This is a genomic window from Mycetocola sp. Y171, assembly GCF_056713165.1.
The window spans coordinates 1,408,394-1,423,941 of sequence record NZ_JBWYGX010000001.1 but is presented as its reverse complement, the minus strand read 5'-3'; the positions used below and the strand labels follow the sequence as shown (position 1 = coordinate 1,423,941).

Here is a 15,548-nt window from a genome sequence, read left to right as displayed (position 1 = left end):
GGACGGGAAGAACGACGGGTGCGATGGTCATGTCGGGCCCCTTACTCGTCGACCTGGCGCCGGTTGGCGCGGAGGTAGATGATGGCGAACAGCAGTGAGATGAGGATGAGGATGTTGCTGAACGCAGCACCGACTCCGAACTCGAAGTTCACGAATGATTCCTGGTACGAACGGATGGCGAGGGTCTGCGTCGCATTCGCCGGCCCGCCGTTCGTCAGGCCGAGGATGATGTCGAGCACCTTGAGCGTGTAAACCACGCCGAGCAGAAGCACGACGCTCACGACCGGGCGCAGGTTCGGCCAGGTGATGTGCCAGAAGGCCTTCCAGCCCGTCGCACCGTCGAGCGCTCCGGCCTCGTAGAGCTCGTCGGGGATGTCCTGCAGACCGCCGTAGAGGATGGTCACGTTGAACGGGATGCCGACCCAGATGTTGACGATGATGACGGCGGTCAGGGCGACGGCCGGGCTGGTCAGCCACGGGATGGCTTCGATCCCGAAGGTGCCGAGGAAGCGATTCAGGATGCCGCTGTCCTGGTCGAGGATGGATCGCCAGGTGGCGCTCGCCACGATGAGCGGGAGAAGCCAGGGCAACAGCAGCATGGCGCGGAGGAAGTTGTTCAGCGGGAAGCGGCGCTTGAAGAAGGCCGCGAGCGCCAGGCCGATCACGAACTGGCCGAGAATCGACCCGATCGTGAACAGCGCCGTGTTGAGGAGCGCGGGGCCGAACAGGTTGCTCGTGACCACTGTCACGTAATTCTGCAGTCCGACCCAGGGCGCCTCCCCGGTGAAGAAGGTCTTCGTCGTGTAGTCCTGCAGGCTCATCACGACGTTCTTGACGACCGGGTAGCCGAAGAACAGCAGGATGTAGAGCCCGGCGGGAACCACGAAGAGGATCTTCGTGATGTTTTCTTTCGAGAACTGCCGTTTCAGTGAGCGGCGTGGCAGGGTGCCCCGACGAGGCGCGCCCTCGGAGGCGGCCGGAGCCGGCTCGCTGGTGAGACGTGTCGTTGTCATGTGTGGAACCTTTCGGCGTTCACGTCGGAACACCCTGCTCTGGAGAGGTGGATTATCCTGCTGAGGCCTGCTTGAAGGCATCCTCTGCAGACGCCTGGCCAGTCAGCGCGAGCTGGATCGCCGTGTAGATCACGGTCGCGGCCTCAGGCCATTCCTCGCCGAGCTTTCCTGTGCGCGAGCGGGCGTTGGCGACCTGCTCGGTGAAGGCTTCCATCGTGGGGACTGCGGCCACGTACTCGCCGGCCAGTTCCGTCTTCGTCGGGACCGTGAACCGCTCGGTGGCGAGTTCGAGCTGGTTGTCGTCGCTCGAGATGCACTCGACGAAGGATGCCGCTTTCGCCTGCTTCTCGTCGTCACCGGTCACCGGGACGGTCCAGACTTCGCCACCCAGCGGGGCGATCGGGGTCTGGCTCTCGTCGTTGACGGGGACCTGGACGGTGCCCCATTTCACGTCGGGCGTCTCGGCCAGGCCGGGGATCTGCCACGGTCCGTTGATCATCATGGCTGCCTTGCCTGCGACGAACTGGTCTTTGACGTCTGCCTGCGACCAGTTGATGACGCTCTTCGACGCGGAGCCGCTGTCGACGAGGTCGACCCAGAGCTGCAGTGCTTCTGCGACCTCCGGGGTGGTGAGGTCGGTCTCATCGCCGCCGTTGGTCCACATGAACGGCAGGAACTGCCAGCTGCCCTCGTAGGTGGCGATGCCGGAGAAGGCGAGGCCGTACTGGTCGCCGGTGGTGAGTGCGGCCGCGGCGGTCTTCAGCTCGTCCCAGGTCGTGGGCGGCTCGATGCCCGCTTCGGCGAGGAGGGTTTCGTTGTAGAAGAGGCCGAGCGTGTTCACGGTCGGGGCGAGTCCGTAGACCTCGTCCTCGTATGTGGCCGCTTCGAGGATGCCGTCGGCGAAACCGGAGGTGTCGACGTCGTAGTCGCTGAGCGGGGCGAGTCCGCCGGTCGCGGCGATCTCCTGCAGGTCGGGGTTGTCGAGCATGAGCACGTCGGGCAGCGTCTTCGACGAGGAGCGCTGCAGAACCTTCTGGATGAGGTCCTTGCCCGGGACGGTCTCGCGCTTGATCTTCACGTCGAGTTCTTCAGCGCACTTGTCGAGCGCCGCCTGGACCAGAGTCTTGTCCGGCTCGTTGTTGTAGTAGTCGAGGATCGTGAGGGTGTCAGGATCTCCGCTCGACGTGCTTCCGCCACCTCCGGCGCACGCCGTGAGCGCGAGCGGAGTGATGGCCGCGATGGCCAGCAGGGTGGTCAGTGTGCGTTTCTTCATGTGTGGCTCCCTTGCCAGGTCGGTACGTCTGTGTGCCGGTAAAGCGCTTAACCGTCAGGCTGTTCCACCGAGTCTGTGCCCCATCCGCGGGCTTGTCAAGAAAAAAGTTAAGCGCTTTACTGTTCTCGCCCGGAATGGTGCGGAAGTGTATGTCTTCTGTGAGAGACTTCGACGCACACTCACCTCACCGCGCGGCGGCGAGCGCAGAATGGATCGAAAGGGGCGCCGTGGCCACCATGCAGGATGTCGCCAGATTGGCGAACGTGTCGCTCGCGACCGTCTCCTTCACCGTGAACAACACCAAGCCCGTCTCCCCCGGCACCCGGGCCAAGGTCGAAGCGGCCATGCTCGAGCTGGGCTTCCGTCGCAATGCGGTCGGCCGCGCGCTGGCCAGCAAACGCACGCACATCCTTGCTCTGCTCTACCCCGCTCTCCAGCACCGGTTCCGCGGAACCGTCGTCGACTTCTTCACGAGCGCGGCGAGCACGGCCAGCGAACTGGGCTACAACCTCGTGCTCTGGCCGGCGGGCAACGACGCCGAACTCGACGAACTCACCTCGACCGGGCTCGTCGACGGCGTGCTCCTGATGGAGGTGCAGGTCGAAGACCCCCGGGTCGAACAGTTGCAGAAGTCGGGCACACCCTTCGCTCTCATCGGTCGCACCGCGGATCCGTCAGCACTGGACTTCGTCGACATCGACTTTGAGAACACGGTCGCCGCAGCCATCCAGCACTTCGTCGACCTCGGGCACACCTCGATCGGGCTGCTCGACGGCGGCGTCGGCAGCGGCGCCCTCCGCGGGTACGGTCCCGTCGTGCGCACCCGTGCGGCGTTTGAAACGATCATGGCGCAGCGCGGGCTGACCGCGTTCCTCACCTCGTGCGACGAGAATCCAGGGGCGGGGCGGGATGCTGCCGCAGGTCTCGTGAAGGCGGCACCAGACATGACGGCGCTCGTCGTGATGAACGAGCACGCGGCTCCCGGCCTCGTCAACGGCCTCAACCGGCTCGGCGTCTCGGTGCCCGACGACCTGTCGATCGTGCTGATCGCGTCGTCGAAGGAGATGGCGGCGATGAGCGACCCGGAGCTCACGGTGATGAGTGCGCCGAGCATCGAACTCGGGCGCCGAGGAGTGGAACTGCTCATCGACCAGCTCGAGGGAAAGAACGACCACGACCGCCAGGCCCTGGTGATGTGCGCGTTCGAGCCCGGCGACTCGACCGCTCCCCCGCGCGCCTGACGGCGCAGGGTCCCTCGTCTCCGCAGCCGAGCGCAACCCCCTTGCACCGGGCGACACCGCGCGCCTTGACTGGTATCTCCCCGTGAAAGGACAACACCTTGAGCACTTCAGACCACAGCGACCCGGATGCACGCACCCAGGCACACTCCTCAGGGCCAGAGGCCCACGGAGCGGTCCCCGCAGAACCACAGGCCTCCTATCGTGAAGAGGTCACCGAGCGGCAGAAGGAGCAGTTCGGCGGCATCAAGTTCGGTTCGGCCTTCTTCGGCTGGCTCGCTGCCACCGGCCTCGTCGTCCTGCTGAGCGCCCTCGCCGCGGGCATCGCGACCGCGGTGACCGGAGGCGTCGAGGAAGCGGTCGACCAGACGGTGAGCACTCCGTTCGGCGGAGTCCTCGTCTACGCGATAATCGTCCTCGTGATCCTCTTCGTCGCCTACTACGCCGGCGGATACGTCGCCGGCAGGATGGCCCGCTTCAGCGGCGCCAAGCAGGGGCTCGCCGTCTGGATCTGGGCCGTCGTCATCGCCGTCGTCGCCGCGATCCTCGGCCTGATCATCGGCAACAACATCCTCGCCGACCTCAACACGTTCCCGCGCATCCCGACAAGCACCGACGACCTCTCCGTCGAGGGGATCATCACCGCGATCCTGGCCGCACTCGTCAGCCTCGGCGGAGCGATCCTCGGCGGCATCGCCGGCATGCGGTTCCACCGTCGAGTCGACCGCGCCGGTCTCGGCCGCTGAGCCCACGGCATCCGTTTCAGAATGAGGAGAAAGAATGCTTGATTCACGCGATATCGGCGGTCTTCAGGGCGCCCCGGTGGTCGGCAGGGACAACGAGAAACTCGGCACCGTCGGGCAGGTGTTCCTCGATTCGTCGACCGGTGCGCCGAACTGGGTGACGGTGAAGACCGGCCTGTTCGGCCACAAGGAGACCTTCGTCCCGCTGGCGAACGCCACGTGGGACGGCGAGAAGGTCAACGTCGACATCGACCGGGAGACGCTCAAAGAGGCGCCGCGGATCGATGCAGATGAGGCGCTCTCCCCGCACAACGAGGAGGCGCTCTACCGCTACTACGGCCTGTCAGACGTCGACACCGACGGTGGAACGGCACGGCCGGACGAGTACCCGGAACGCGAGTACCAGGTCGGCCCGAACGGCGAGACGGTGACTCCGGTTCCTACCGCGGGCACGGCGACGGATGCCGACGGCACGCGCGAGACGGACGCCACGCGTCACGACGCCCACGAGCCCCGCGACTTCCGACTGAGCGAGCAACCGCTCGGCGACGCGCCCCCTGCAGACGACGGAGCACACACAGGCGAACACTCGGGCAAGCACGCCCGCCTTCGCCGCTACGACCCGGCGACCGAAGGAACGCCCCCAGCGGGCGAGCCGACGATCGACCGCACAGATCCCCCCAGGAACATATGAGCCGGCTCCCGACCTGCACACGATGCAGACCGGACGGCCCTGACCGAAGGAAGGAAGAAAATTGAGCGATTCTGCGATGACCGGGGGCGACCCCGACACGGTCGACGCCACCGCCCACCTGACCGCGAGCAACGACGCGGTCGCCGATGCACCGGTCCAGAAACCGGACACCGACGGAGACATCCGCTCCGCGCTTGAAGCCGAAGCAGTTGAGGAGCAACACCTGGACGAGCGCCACGCGACGACGGGCGAGCTGTACACCGGAGGTGACGACTTCGATCAGGTCGCCCCGGCTTCCAGCGACTGATCCAGCAGGACTCAAGGCCCGGCACCCCGACACCCGGGGCGCCGGGCTTTCCGTTGCACCCGGCACCCAGCACCCAGCACCCGTGAAAGGATGCGAGCATGCCGACACGCCTGCTGCTTCTCGCAGACACCCACGTCCCGAAACGGGCGCGGGCGCTGCCCGACCAGGTCTGGCAGGCCGTGGACGAGGCCGACGTGGTCTTCCACGCCGGAGACTGGGTGACCGAGTCCCTCCTCGACGAGCTCGAGTCGCGGGCCGCCCGGCTGATCGGCGTCTATGGCAACAACGACGGCGGCGGGCTACGGGCACGCCTGCCTGAGATCGCCCAAGTGACGATCGACGGCATCCGGTTCGCGATGATTCACGAGACGGGCTCGGCGAGCGGGCGGGAGGCGCGGAGTGAGGCACAGTTCCCGGATGCCGACGTGCTGGTCTTCGGGCACAGCCACATCCCCTGGGACACGACGACGCCGCGCGGGCTCCGCCTCCTGAACCCCGGCTCACCGACCGATCGCCGCCGCCAGCCCGTCTGCACGATGATGACGGCGACCGCAGACGCCGGAGTGCTTCGCGAGGTCGACCTCGTCGCCGTCACTCCCACACCGAAACCCTGAGGGCGCGCAAGCCCCTTGCCGCTTGTTTCCGGTACTGCCTACCGTGAAGCTCCGACGATTGGAGAACAATGAGCGACAAGAACGTCAACGACGAAAGCCCCGCCACCGACGGCCTGACGTCCGAGGGTGGCGTCTGGGGTGTCGGCGACCCGAAGGACGAGGCCGCCCTTGCCCAGGAGACCGTGACCAACGACGCGGTCGCCGGCGAACCGGTCGAACAGGATGCCGCGTTCCTCGATGTCGACGAGGCTGATGTCGAGACGTCGTCGGACGACTCCGAGAACGACCAGCACATGTTCAGCAACACCCACGGCGAGGTCGAGCCTGGAACGGACAACCAGGACACAACGGTCTCCCAGCTCACGGATGCTCTCGACAGCGACGCCATCGCGTCGAGTTCGTCTCCCGAAACGGATGCCACCGGCTCCGAACGCTGACGACGCGCGTACCGACGTCGAGTTGCCCCGAATGGTTGCCATCAGCATCCGCGAACGACCTTTCGGGGCAAGTCGCCGTTGCGCTTCGCGCAGCGCGAACGTCAACGGTTCGCGCTGATCAGGGGCGCGGGTCGTCGGGCTCCTGCTCAGATGAGTTCTCGCTCGCGTCCGAACCCGGCTCCGGCTTCCACTGCCCCATCGCCACACCGAAGACGACGCCGATCGCCATGCCCAGGCCGAGAAAGGCCCAGCTGTCGAGGGCGACGCTGAGCGCGGTGCCGATACTCACTCCCAGGGCGATTCCGACACCGATGAACTGACTCTGCTTCTCGTATGTCTGCTCGCCCGGCTCAGCAGCGCCCTCCGCGCCGGCGTCCCCGCCCGGTGTGCGATCGTCTTCGTTCGTCCCCATGTGCTCACGCTAAGCGGATGCCGTGATGCGGGCATCCGCCGCTCGGGGGATTTCCCCAGATCCCGATCTAGACTGGCTGTCCGGCAGAGCCCTGCCGTCGATCGAGGAGGCGGACGGTAGCAGTGACAGCAGCGCTGGTTCTCGACGTCGTGCTCATCGTCGCACTCGTCCTCGCGGTCGTGTACGGGTACACGCGCGGGCTGTTCCGGGTCGTCGGTGGCGTCGTCGGCATGATCGTCGGTGCGATCGCGGCGTTCTTCGTGCTTCCGCTGATCTCCACCTTCGCCGCGCTGTCGGCCTGGCGGGTGCCGCTCGCTCTGCTCGCGGCCGTGCTGCTCGTCTCGATCGGGTACACCGCAGGGGTCGCGCTCGGCAACGTTTTCAGCAAACCGTTGCACCGCACCCCGCTGCGGGTGGTGGACCGGGTGCTCGGGGCCGTTGCCAACGTCGCCGTGACCCTCGTCGTTCTCTCCCTGCTCGCCTTCAGCGCGCAGTCGCTCGGCGCCCCCGTGCTCACCCAGGCGATGGCGTCGTCGAATGTTCTGCGGACTCTCGATGACCTCACGCCGCGCCCCGTGGCATCCTTCCTGGCGCAGTTGCGGTCGACGATCCTCACCGACGGGCTGCCGCGCCTCATCGACGCAGTCGGGGTGCCGTCGACCGCGCCGTCGATCCCCGACGTCGCGCTGGACTCCCCCGCGCTGACGGCTGCGGCCGGCTCCGTCGTGCGAATCACCGGCAACGCGCCCTCGTGCGGAACCGGAAGCGTCGGAAGCGGATTCGTGGCGGCGGACGACCGCATTCTCACGAACGCGCACGTACTTGCCGGTGTGACCGAGCTCGTCGTCGAGGTGCCTGGTGACCTGCCGAAGTCGGGGCGGATCGTGTACTTCGACCCCGTCGACGACCTCGCGGTGATCGCGGTCGACGGGCTCGACGCTGCGCCGCTCGGTGTCTCCCCCACGCTCTCGAGCGGGACGGATGCCGCATTCATGGGCTACCCGTTCGGCGGTCCGTTCTCGGCGCAGGCCGCTCAGGTCCTGTCGAGCGGCCCGACGCTTGTGGGCGACATCTACGGTGCGAACCCCGTTCCGCGGGAGATCACGACTCTCGCCGCCGACGTGCAGCAGGGCAACTCGGGCGGACCGCTGCTCACGGTCGACGGCGCTGTCGCGGGGGTCATCTTCGCCAAGTCGGACGGCACCGAGAACGTGGGCTACGCCCTCGCCATGGAAGAGGTGCTGCCGGTCATCGCGCAGGCTCCGGAACTGACGGATGCCGTGGAGTCAGGCGCCTGCGTCGCGCGCTGACCGCTCTGTCGTGCCGTCATTCGGCGTGGAACGCGAGAGGATAGGAGGGTGACCGCGCGCGAGAAACCGGGAGTTCGTGAACTCAATCTTTTACGCGCCCTCCGAGAAATCAGGGTTAGCCGCAACGAGACCATCACTGAGCTGATCCGGGCAACGGGCCTGTCCCGGCCGAGCGTCACGTCGCTGGTGACCGAACTCATCGACCTGGGCTGGATCGAAGTCGTCGACCCGACGTCAGACGGACAGGGCGGCCGCCCGCCGCAGCGATTCCGGTTCCGGGCAGAAGTCGGAACACTTGTCGGCCTGGATATCGGGGTGCACCGGATCAGCGTCATCCTGGCCGATCTTGCCGGCGAAGTACTGTTCAGCAGGAAATTCGACGTCGAACCGACCGCGGCACCGACCGAGCGGCTGTCAGCGGTCGATGCGGCACTAGAGACCACACTGGCCGAGGCGGGCGTTCCGACGGATGCCATCTGGTCGGTCGGCGCGGCTGTGACAGGACCCGTCGATGACGAGGGCCGCACATCGATGGTGAGCCCACTGCCGGACTGGGCGGAGGTCGACCTGGTCGCGCACCTCGGCCGCCGATTCACCTGCCCGATCCGCGTCGAGAACGACGTCAAGCTCGCCCTCCTCGCTGAACACGAGTGGGGCGTGGCCCGCGGCGCTCGCGACGTCGTCTTCATCCTCGCCGGCCAGCGCACCGGCGCCGCGTCCATGGTGAACGGCCAGGTCGTGAGGGGTCACGGCGGCGCCGCAGGAGAGATCGGTGCCCTCCCCGCGGTCCGGTGGCACACTGCGATCGAGCGACTTCATCCGCTCGCCGGCTCACCGGAGTCCCTCAAGGAGAACGAACGCGCCGCATGGACGTTCGAACAAGCTCAGCGCTCGAACCCTGAAGCCAAGAAACTGGTCTGGAAATACGCGCGTGATGTCGCCACGGGCGCAGCGGCCGTCGTGCTCACCCTCGACCCTGAAATCGTCGTCCTCGGTGGTGGAAGCACTCAGTGGGCTGGCCTCTGGATCGCCGAGTTCAGCGCCATGCTGAACAAGAGTGTCGTGCGGATGCCGGAGATACGGGTATCGACGATGGGCGGCGACCACGTAGCGCGGGGTGCCATCCGTCTCGCCATGGCTGCCGTCGAGAGCAGTCTCTACGGAGACAAACTTCTGCCTCCTCTCCGCCCGACAACAGCAGCCTGATCAGGTACGAGTAAAGCACCCGGCCGCGACGCTTGCGACCGGGTGCTTGCCCGAGAAGAGGGGTCAGATCGCGTAGAGCGATGGCCCGCCGTCGATCGCCGGCTGGAAGTCCACAAGTCGAGATCCGATGCGATAGCGGTACCGGTCGACATATTCGGTAGCGGGTTTTTGGGCGAGGAACTGGCGCAGTGACGGAAGGTCCGCTTCGTCCAGCCACTCGGGCGGGTCAGACACCGCCTTGAAGTCCGACAGGGTCGCGCAGTCCTGCAACCATTGCATCTGCTCGTCGCTCAGAAGATTCTGTCGCCGCCGGAAGTAGACCGCGTCGGGGTCGAGCCCGATCAACCCACGCATCCAGAGGCGGTTGACGCCGTTGAAGACGGCGTTGCGGGCCATCGCATCCGACGGGTCGTCACTGGCGTAGTTGTCCCACATCGGAGCGACATCCGGTCCGGTGCGCACCGCGTTCAGGAGTCCGAGGGAGGGGAAGATCGGCGCGCCTGACCCAAGAAGGTAGACATCGGGCCCCACTGCTGAGCGAATCGTCTCCATCGCGGTTCGATACGCCGCCTCACGATCGATGTGTTGGCTCCTCACACCGGCGACTGCCCCGGCATTCACGAAGTCGAGCTTGAGATAGCTGAATCCCCAGTCGTCGACAGCACGGCTTACCGTGTCGGTGAGGAACCCGAGCGCATCGTCTCTGGTGAAGTCGAAGGTGTAGTAGTCGGCGCCCCAGTTCGATCCGGCGCGAACTGGCGCCCCATCGGTGCCGCGAAGGAGCATCTGGGGGTTCTTCTGCACGATCTCGGCAGAGGGCAACGCAATGAAGGGAGCGATCCAGAGCCCGGGGCGCATGCCGGTGTCGGTGATCGCGGACGCAGCATCCTTCATTCCTGAGGCAAATTTCGCATTCGGATGCCAGTCGCCGACGAGCCGTTCCCAGCCGTCGTCGATCTGCACCGTGTCGAAGCCGAGCGCCGGGAGCTGAGGCACGATGCGGTCCAGATCCTGGCGTGAGATCGTTTCGTAGAAGGAGTACCACGATGACCACACATTGCCTGGATCTGGCGCGAGTACTCCGTAACGGCTGATGAGCAGTTGCTTGTATCGTTCCATCACCTCGCGCTCGCTGCGCGCTGTGACGAGCACCCAGCTCGCGTCGCTCCCGGTTTCGGTCCATGCGGCGAGAACATCCTGATCCGCATGCAATCGCGGTGTCTCACCCTCCAGACAACCGAGGAGCAGCGACCGCGCGCCATCGGTGACCACCATCATCCAGGAGGAGTGGTGACGCGCCGGGTCGTCCCAGGTGGTGTCGTCCGCGGTCTGCCGCCTGCGGGGGCTCTCGACCCGCAGCGGCTGCTCCGACAGGCGCCGCCATCCAGTCGGCGACCAGGAGTTCTGCCCATTGCGGTAGACCTCCCCACCGGCCAGGGCGTGCAGAATCGACACCCGCGATGCTGTGATGAACGTCTCGTCGACCCCGCTGGCCGGGGAGGCCCAATCAGGCCGTTCGGTGACGGACCCGGTGAGCTGCATCGGGACTGGTGCCTGGGTTACAGGTGGCATGGATTCTCCTTGACTGAACGGCGGAAGTGGTGAGACACCACTTCCGCCGTCGTGGGCCGGTTCGGAACCGGTCGTTGTTCTACTGATGGTTATTTGAAAAGTGCCTCGACGGTGTCGTTCGCTTCCTTGAGCCGTTCAGCGGGGTCCGCGCCCTGGGCGATGGCCTGCATCGCATCCTGGATCGCGGTGTTCACCTCGGCCGACCGTTCGAAGGCGGGGATCGAGAAGGTCTCCCCTGCGTCGGCGACGCTGGCGAATGCGGACGAGTCGTAGCCGGCTGCGTCTCGTGCGGCGAGCGCGGCTTCAGTGCCCGAGTTCAGCGCTGGGAAGACCAGGCCGGCTGCGCCGACCTTGTCCTGGCAGTCAGCAGATGCAAGGTACTCGACCCACTGATAGGCCTCCTCCGGGTGTTCGGTGCCGGCCCAGACCGAGTCGGCCAGCCCGTTGGTTGCCGCAGTTCGCCCTTCAGGACCCTCGGGAACCATCGCGAAGGCGAACTCGACCGGCGCATCCTCAGCGAGGTAGGTCGACGCCATCCAGGAGCCGGTGATGGTGGATGCCACGTTCTGGTTCTCCATCACGGCCTGCGTGCCGAGCGTGGACTGAGCGTCGAAGCTCGGGGCATAGCCGTCCTCTATCAGCGATTGAAGCCACGCACCGGTTTCAACGAGGGGCTCGGAATCGAAGTTGAATGTGGTCGGGATCCCCTCGTCGTCCGTGTAGGTGAAGCCATTCGAGTGAGCGAAGTTGCCCCATCCGTTCTGGCCGACGGCGCCATCCGCCCACTCGGGGTAGTAGCCGTAACGGACGACGTCGTTCTTGTCGAAGGCCGGGTCGAGTCCGTTGCGGCCGGCCCCGTCGACCGTCATCGCCTTCACGAGTTCACCGAAGGAACCACCGTCATCGGGGTTCCAGGTGAGCGTGCCGAGCTGTTCGGCGGTATAGCCGGCTTCGGTTGCGGCTTCGACGTTGTAGAGCAACGCAACGGTGTCCCAGTCCTTCGGCAAGCCGTAGCGCTTGCCGTCGGTGACCCAACGGTCGGCGAGCCCCTCCTTGTAGTCCGCGAAGTCGATGTCGGACGCCTCGACGTTCTCGGTGAGGTCGAGCAGTTGGTTGTTCTGCACGAACTGCGGGTAGTACGAGATCTGGTTCGTGAAGACATCCGGGGCGGTCCCGGCGGTGATCTGGGTGCTCAGGTTCTGCCAGTACTGCGCCCACCCGGTCTGGGTGATCTTGATGGTGATGTTCGGATTTTCTTTCGTGAAGTCATCCGCGCATTCCTGGTAGAGCGGGAGTTGGGTGTCGTCCCACAGCCAGTAGTCGAGCGTGACGGCTTCGGCGCCGCCTTTTTCGCTTCCGGCAGAGCACGCGGTGAGTGCGAGCAGCGACGCGACTCCGAGTGCTGCAAGCGGTGTGGTTCTCTTCATGCCATTCCTTTCGATCACAGTGATGGTGCGTAACAGGTGCAAGGGTGTTGCGGTGAGTGCTACTACTTGCCGCCGGAGAAGTTGAGTGACTGGATGAGCTGCTTGCCCAGGAAGATGAGGATCAGCAGCACGGGAAGGACCGACAGTGTCGCTCCAGCCATGAGGCCGGTCCAGTCCGGCGCCGTGTTCGGGGACTGTTGCTGGAAGACGCCGAGTGCCACGGTGAGGACGCGGGTCAGTTCTGAGTTGCCCGCGACGAGCGGCCAGAGGTAGTCCTTCCACATACCCACGAGGGTGATGAGCATCATCGTGGCGATCGGGCCACGGCTCAGCGGCAGAGCGATCCGCCAGAAACGTCCGAGACTGCCGACCCCGTCGAGCATCGCCGCTTCTTCCACATCTCTGGGGAGAGACAGGAAGAACTGGCGCAGGAAGAAGATGGTGAATGGACTCATCAGCAATGCCGGCGCGACGAGACCGAGCATGGTGTTGAGCAGGTCGAGTTCACGCATGAGGGCAAAGTTCGGCAGAAGTGTGAAGATCCCGGGGATCATCAGGCCGGCCAGGATAACGCCGAAGAGAACGTCGCGACCGGGGAATCTCAGTCGAGCGAACGCGTAGGCAGCGGCTGCGCACGAGAGGGTCTGAAGAACGGCGATGGATCCGGCATAGAGCACTGAGTTGATCGTGTAGCGCACGAAGTCGATGCTCGCTCCGGTTCCTCCAGCCGCGACCGACTCCTCGATGCTCGTGAGCCCGAGCACCCGCTGGAAGTTGATCAGTGTCGGAGTCGACGGCCAGAGTTGGGACGCCTGCGGTACCAGGTCAGCGGTTGGCGTGAGCGCGGTGCGCACCATCCAATAGAAGGGAAAGACGGTTGCGACCACCACGATCGCGATGATGATCCACGCGGCCGTTCTGCCGGGCCTGAGGCGCACGCTCGACCTGTTGCCCGCGGTTGCCGTACTCATGAGAGATCCGATCGGTTGGCGCGCATCAAACGCATCTGCACGAATGTCAACGCGCCGAGAATGACGACGAGAAGAATCGCGATCGCCGACGCGTAGCCCATGTTGTAGAACGAGAAGGCCTGTTGGTAGATGTAGTAATAGATGACTCTCACCTCCGGAATCGGGTTGTTGCCATACCCGACCTGGACGAGGTCGAACACCTGAAACGAGCCGATGAGTGACACCACGAGAACGAGAGCGAGCACCGGGCGGATCAGCGGCACAGTGACGCGGAAGAACATCCGGGTCTCACTGGCCCCGTCCAGGGCTGCGGCCTCGTAGAGCTCATTGGGAACCTGCAGCATCCCGGCGTACAGCAGCAGCGCCGTGTAGCCGAGACCCGACCACACCGAGATCACGATGATGATCCACAGTGCGGCGTCGCTGTTGTAGAAGGAAACCCCCTTGATCCCTACCGACTTCAAAAGCTGGGTCAGGTACCCTACGTTCGCGTCGAGCAGCCAGCCCCAGATGAGCGCGATCGCGACGTTCGGTACGAGCCAGGGCAGAAGCAGGAGCGAGCGGACCCAGTTGCGTAGGTGCAATCGCTGCATGAATGCCGCGAGACCGAGGGCGAGCAGCATCACGATGATGATGTTCAGGACCGCGAACACCGCGGTGATCCGGAGTGAGTCCCACACCTGCGGGTCTGCGGCGAGCTGCTCGAAGTTCGCAGTGCCTAAAAAGGTTGGATCGTTGAGCAGGTTGAAGTCGGTCATCGAGTACCAGACGCCGCGGACCGTTGGGTAAAGGTAGAACACGACGAACCCGAGCAGTGCGGGCAGCAGCAAAACGAGCGCCGCCCACTTTTCTGCGCGGCGGAGCCGTGATGGTCCTGGACTGGTGACCCGGGAGTCGTCCGTACCGCGAGGGGCGCGACTGCGTGTGCGCTCCAGCGTCGTTCTCGTCATCGAGAACCTCCTTCATGGGCGGTTGGGGGCCCGACCGTGGGCCACAGTTAGGTAAACATCATTACCGGGTTTTGTCAACACTTTTGCAAAACCTCTGACTGCTCTGGCGTTACTACTCGGTGGAACGACTCTTCTTGTCCTGCGCCGCCGCGCGGGGTCGCGGGCCTGACGCCGCACAATGGCCCGGGTCGCGTTGAGCGCCCGGCCCGAGGCCGCCGCGCGAGTCGATCCGCAGCAACTCCTTGCTCTCGCTTGCGTGCAACTTGCGTAAACTTGCGCGCATGTCGAGAAGGCTTGCGGATGTCGCGAAAAAGGTCGGAGTCAGTGAAGCAACCGTCAGCCGGGTGCTCAACGAGAAGCCCGGGGTGAGCGAAGCGACCAGACAGGCCGTGCTCACCGCTCTCGACGTGCTCGGCTACGAGCGGCCGAGCAAATTGCGCGGCGAACGGGCCAGGCTCGTCGGCCTGTTCCTCCCCGAACTCACCAACCCGATCTTCCCCGCTTTCGGTGAAGTGGTCGGAGGGGCGCTCGCCCAGAACGGTTACACACCCGTCCTCTGCACGCAGAGTGCGGGCAGCATCTCGGAATCCGAGTACGTCGAACTCCTCCTCCAGCAGCAGGTATCTGGCATGGTCTTCGCCGGCGGCCAGTACACCCAGCGCGACGCCCCGCACGACCACTACCGTCGGCTCACCGAACTCAACATGCCGACGGTGCTCGTCAATGCACCCATCGCCGGCCTCGACTTCCACACTGTCTCCTGCGATGACGCCGTGGCATCCGAGCTGGCGCTCGGCCACCTCCGACAGCTCGGCCACACGAAGATCGGCCTCATCCTCGGGCCGGAAGACCACGTCCCTTCCGAGCGCAAGCTGGCGGCAGCCCGACGCTTTGCAGCATCCGCAGGCTTCGAGTTCCTCCCGGAGCAGGTCGTTCACTCGCTCTACTCCCTCGAGGCGGGCCAGGCTGCGGCGACCCGCCTGCTCTCCGCCGGCGTCACCGCGATGGTCTGCGCGAGCGACCCGATGGCACTGGGCGCCATCCGCGCTGTTCGACGTGCGGGACTCTCTGTGCCAGGCGACGTGTCGATCATCGGCTACGACGACTCGGCCCTGATGAACTGCACCGAACCGCCGCTCACCACGGTCAGGCAGCCGATCGAGTCCATGGGACGGATGGTCATCGACCTCCTGATTGCGCAGATCTCCGACAGCGCCGCGACCCCCGACGAGTTTCTCTTCGAACCGGAATTGGTGGTTCGGGGGTCGACGGCTCCCGTGTCACCCGTGTAATTCCGCGTAATTCCGTGCAAGCAAAGTAAGTTTCTTACTATTTGTAAACTTCTTGCATTGAATTGTTCGTAAGGATACATTCGGTCCTG

Annotated in this window: 16 protein-coding genes; 9 read left to right on the top strand and 7 right to left on the bottom strand. The window is 65.2% G+C overall.

What is annotated here, in order from left to right:
* Positions 1–41: 41 nt before the first annotated feature.
* The gene (locus tag AC1M2K_RS06815; RefSeq protein WP_480238781.1) at positions 42–1,013 is read right to left on the bottom strand and encodes a carbohydrate ABC transporter permease; all 972 of its coding nucleotides are present in this window, start codon (positions 1,011–1,013) and stop codon (positions 42–44) included.
* 52 nt (positions 1,014–1,065) lie between these two features.
* Complete coding sequence (locus tag AC1M2K_RS06810) at positions 1,066–2,286, bottom strand: sugar ABC transporter substrate-binding protein (protein WP_480240364.1); 1,221 nt, start codon at positions 2,284–2,286, stop codon at positions 1,066–1,068.
* Positions 2,287–2,522: 236 nt separating this feature from the next.
* Between AC1M2K_RS06810 and AC1M2K_RS06805 the strand changes: the two genes are divergently transcribed.
* The 6 genes from AC1M2K_RS06805 (at position 2,523) to AC1M2K_RS06780 (ending at position 6,319) form a co-directional block, all read left to right on the top strand.
* Positions 2,523–3,527, top strand: coding sequence for a LacI family DNA-binding transcriptional regulator (locus AC1M2K_RS06805; protein WP_480240814.1), 1,005 nt, complete (start codon positions 2,523–2,525; stop codon positions 3,525–3,527).
* 98 nt (positions 3,528–3,625) lie between these two features.
* Positions 3,626–4,270, top strand: a complete 645-nt coding sequence (locus tag AC1M2K_RS06800) for a hypothetical protein (protein WP_480240363.1) — start codon at positions 3,626–3,628, stop codon at positions 4,268–4,270.
* Positions 4,271–4,304: 34 nt separating this feature from the next.
* The gene (locus tag AC1M2K_RS06795) at positions 4,305–4,961 is read left to right on the top strand and encodes a PRC-barrel domain-containing protein (RefSeq protein WP_480240362.1); all 657 of its coding nucleotides are present in this window, start codon (positions 4,305–4,307) and stop codon (positions 4,959–4,961) included.
* Positions 4,962–5,022: 61 nt separating this feature from the next.
* Positions 5,023–5,268 carry a hypothetical protein gene (locus tag AC1M2K_RS06790; RefSeq protein ID WP_480240361.1) on the top strand — a complete coding sequence of 82 codons (246 nt, stop codon included), beginning with the start codon at positions 5,023–5,025 and terminating at the stop codon, positions 5,266–5,268.
* A gap of 98 nt (positions 5,269–5,366) precedes the next feature.
* Positions 5,367–5,882, top strand: a complete 516-nt coding sequence (locus AC1M2K_RS06785) for a metallophosphoesterase family protein (protein ID WP_480240360.1) — start codon at positions 5,367–5,369, stop codon at positions 5,880–5,882.
* 68 nt (positions 5,883–5,950) lie between these two features.
* Positions 5,951–6,319 (top strand): hypothetical protein, encoded by a 369-nt coding sequence (locus AC1M2K_RS06780; RefSeq protein WP_480240359.1) that lies wholly within the window; start codon positions 5,951–5,953, stop codon positions 6,317–6,319.
* Positions 6,320–6,437: 118 nt separating this feature from the next.
* Here the strand turns inward: AC1M2K_RS06780 and AC1M2K_RS06775 are convergent, their stop codons facing one another.
* A complete protein-coding gene (locus tag AC1M2K_RS06775; protein WP_480240358.1) occupies positions 6,438–6,731 on the bottom strand; it encodes a glycine zipper domain-containing protein in 294 nt (97 codons plus the stop codon).
* 122 nt (positions 6,732–6,853) lie between these two features.
* On the opposite strand from AC1M2K_RS06775, the gene AC1M2K_RS06770 reads away from it, so the two are divergent.
* Positions 6,854–8,041, top strand: coding sequence for a MarP family serine protease (locus tag AC1M2K_RS06770; RefSeq protein ID WP_480240357.1), 1,188 nt, complete (start codon positions 6,854–6,856; stop codon positions 8,039–8,041).
* Positions 8,042–8,089: 48 nt separating this feature from the next.
* A complete protein-coding gene (locus AC1M2K_RS06765) occupies positions 8,090–9,247 on the top strand; it encodes an ROK family transcriptional regulator (RefSeq protein WP_480240356.1) in 1,158 nt (385 codons plus the stop codon).
* Positions 9,248–9,310: 63 nt separating this feature from the next.
* Here AC1M2K_RS06765 and AC1M2K_RS06760 read toward each other — a convergent pair whose 3' ends face one another.
* The 4 genes from AC1M2K_RS06760 to AC1M2K_RS06745 form a co-directional block, all read right to left on the bottom strand.
* Entirely contained in the window at positions 9,311–10,819 is a 1,509-nt protein-coding gene (locus tag AC1M2K_RS06760; protein WP_480240355.1) for a glycoside hydrolase family 36 protein, read from the bottom strand.
* Positions 10,820–10,908: 89 nt separating this feature from the next.
* On the bottom strand, positions 10,909–12,246 hold the full coding sequence (locus tag AC1M2K_RS06755; RefSeq protein ID WP_480240354.1) for an ABC transporter substrate-binding protein: 1,338 nt from the start codon (positions 12,244–12,246) through the stop codon (positions 10,909–10,911).
* 62 nt (positions 12,247–12,308) lie between these two features.
* A complete protein-coding gene (locus tag AC1M2K_RS06750; RefSeq protein WP_480240353.1) occupies positions 12,309–13,217 on the bottom strand; it encodes a carbohydrate ABC transporter permease in 909 nt (302 codons plus the stop codon).
* Positions 13,214–14,167 carry a carbohydrate ABC transporter permease gene (locus tag AC1M2K_RS06745; protein ID WP_480240352.1) on the bottom strand — a complete coding sequence of 318 codons (954 nt, stop codon included), beginning with the start codon at positions 14,165–14,167 and terminating at the stop codon, positions 13,214–13,216. Before AC1M2K_RS06745 ends, AC1M2K_RS06750 begins: the two co-directional genes overlap by 4 nt.
* A gap of 281 nt (positions 14,168–14,448) precedes the next feature.
* On the opposite strand from AC1M2K_RS06745, the gene AC1M2K_RS06740 reads away from it, so the two are divergent.
* On the top strand, positions 14,449–15,459 hold the full coding sequence (locus AC1M2K_RS06740; RefSeq protein WP_480240351.1) for a LacI family DNA-binding transcriptional regulator: 1,011 nt from the start codon (positions 14,449–14,451) through the stop codon (positions 15,457–15,459).
* Positions 15,460–15,548 lie beyond the last annotated feature (89 nt).

Excerpts from the sequence above, each read along its gene's own strand:
- AC1M2K_RS06795 (WP_480240362.1), top strand. The coding sequence starts at position 4,305 with ATGCTTGATTCACGCGATATCGGCGGTCTTCAGGGCGCCCCGGTGGTC.
- AC1M2K_RS06755 (WP_480240354.1), bottom strand. The coding sequence starts at position 12,246 with ATGAAGAGAACCACACCGCTTGCAGCACTCGGAGTCGCGTCGCTGCTC.
- AC1M2K_RS06745 (WP_480240352.1), bottom strand. The coding sequence starts at position 14,167 with ATGACGAGAACGACGCTGGAGCGCACACGCAGTCGCGCCCCTCGCGGT.
- AC1M2K_RS06780 (WP_480240359.1), top strand. The coding sequence starts at position 5,951 with ATGAGCGACAAGAACGTCAACGACGAAAGCCCCGCCACCGACGGCCTG.
- AC1M2K_RS06785 (WP_480240360.1), top strand. The coding sequence starts at position 5,367 with ATGCCGACACGCCTGCTGCTTCTCGCAGACACCCACGTCCCGAAACGG.
- AC1M2K_RS06805 (WP_480240814.1), top strand. The coding sequence starts at position 2,523 with ATGCAGGATGTCGCCAGATTGGCGAACGTGTCGCTCGCGACCGTCTCC.
- AC1M2K_RS06740 (WP_480240351.1), top strand. The coding sequence starts at position 14,449 with ATGTCGAGAAGGCTTGCGGATGTCGCGAAAAAGGTCGGAGTCAGTGAA.
- AC1M2K_RS06810 (WP_480240364.1), bottom strand. The coding sequence starts at position 2,286 with ATGAAGAAACGCACACTGACCACCCTGCTGGCCATCGCGGCCATCACT.
- AC1M2K_RS06775 (WP_480240358.1), bottom strand. The coding sequence starts at position 6,731 with ATGGGGACGAACGAAGACGATCGCACACCGGGCGGGGACGCCGGCGCG.
- AC1M2K_RS06750 (WP_480240353.1), bottom strand. The coding sequence starts at position 13,217 with ATGAGTACGGCAACCGCGGGCAACAGGTCGAGCGTGCGCCTCAGGCCC.
- AC1M2K_RS06815 (WP_480238781.1), bottom strand. The coding sequence starts at position 1,013 with ATGACAACGACACGTCTCACCAGCGAGCCGGCTCCGGCCGCCTCCGAG.
- AC1M2K_RS06760 (WP_480240355.1), bottom strand. The coding sequence starts at position 10,819 with ATGCCACCTGTAACCCAGGCACCAGTCCCGATGCAGCTCACCGGGTCC.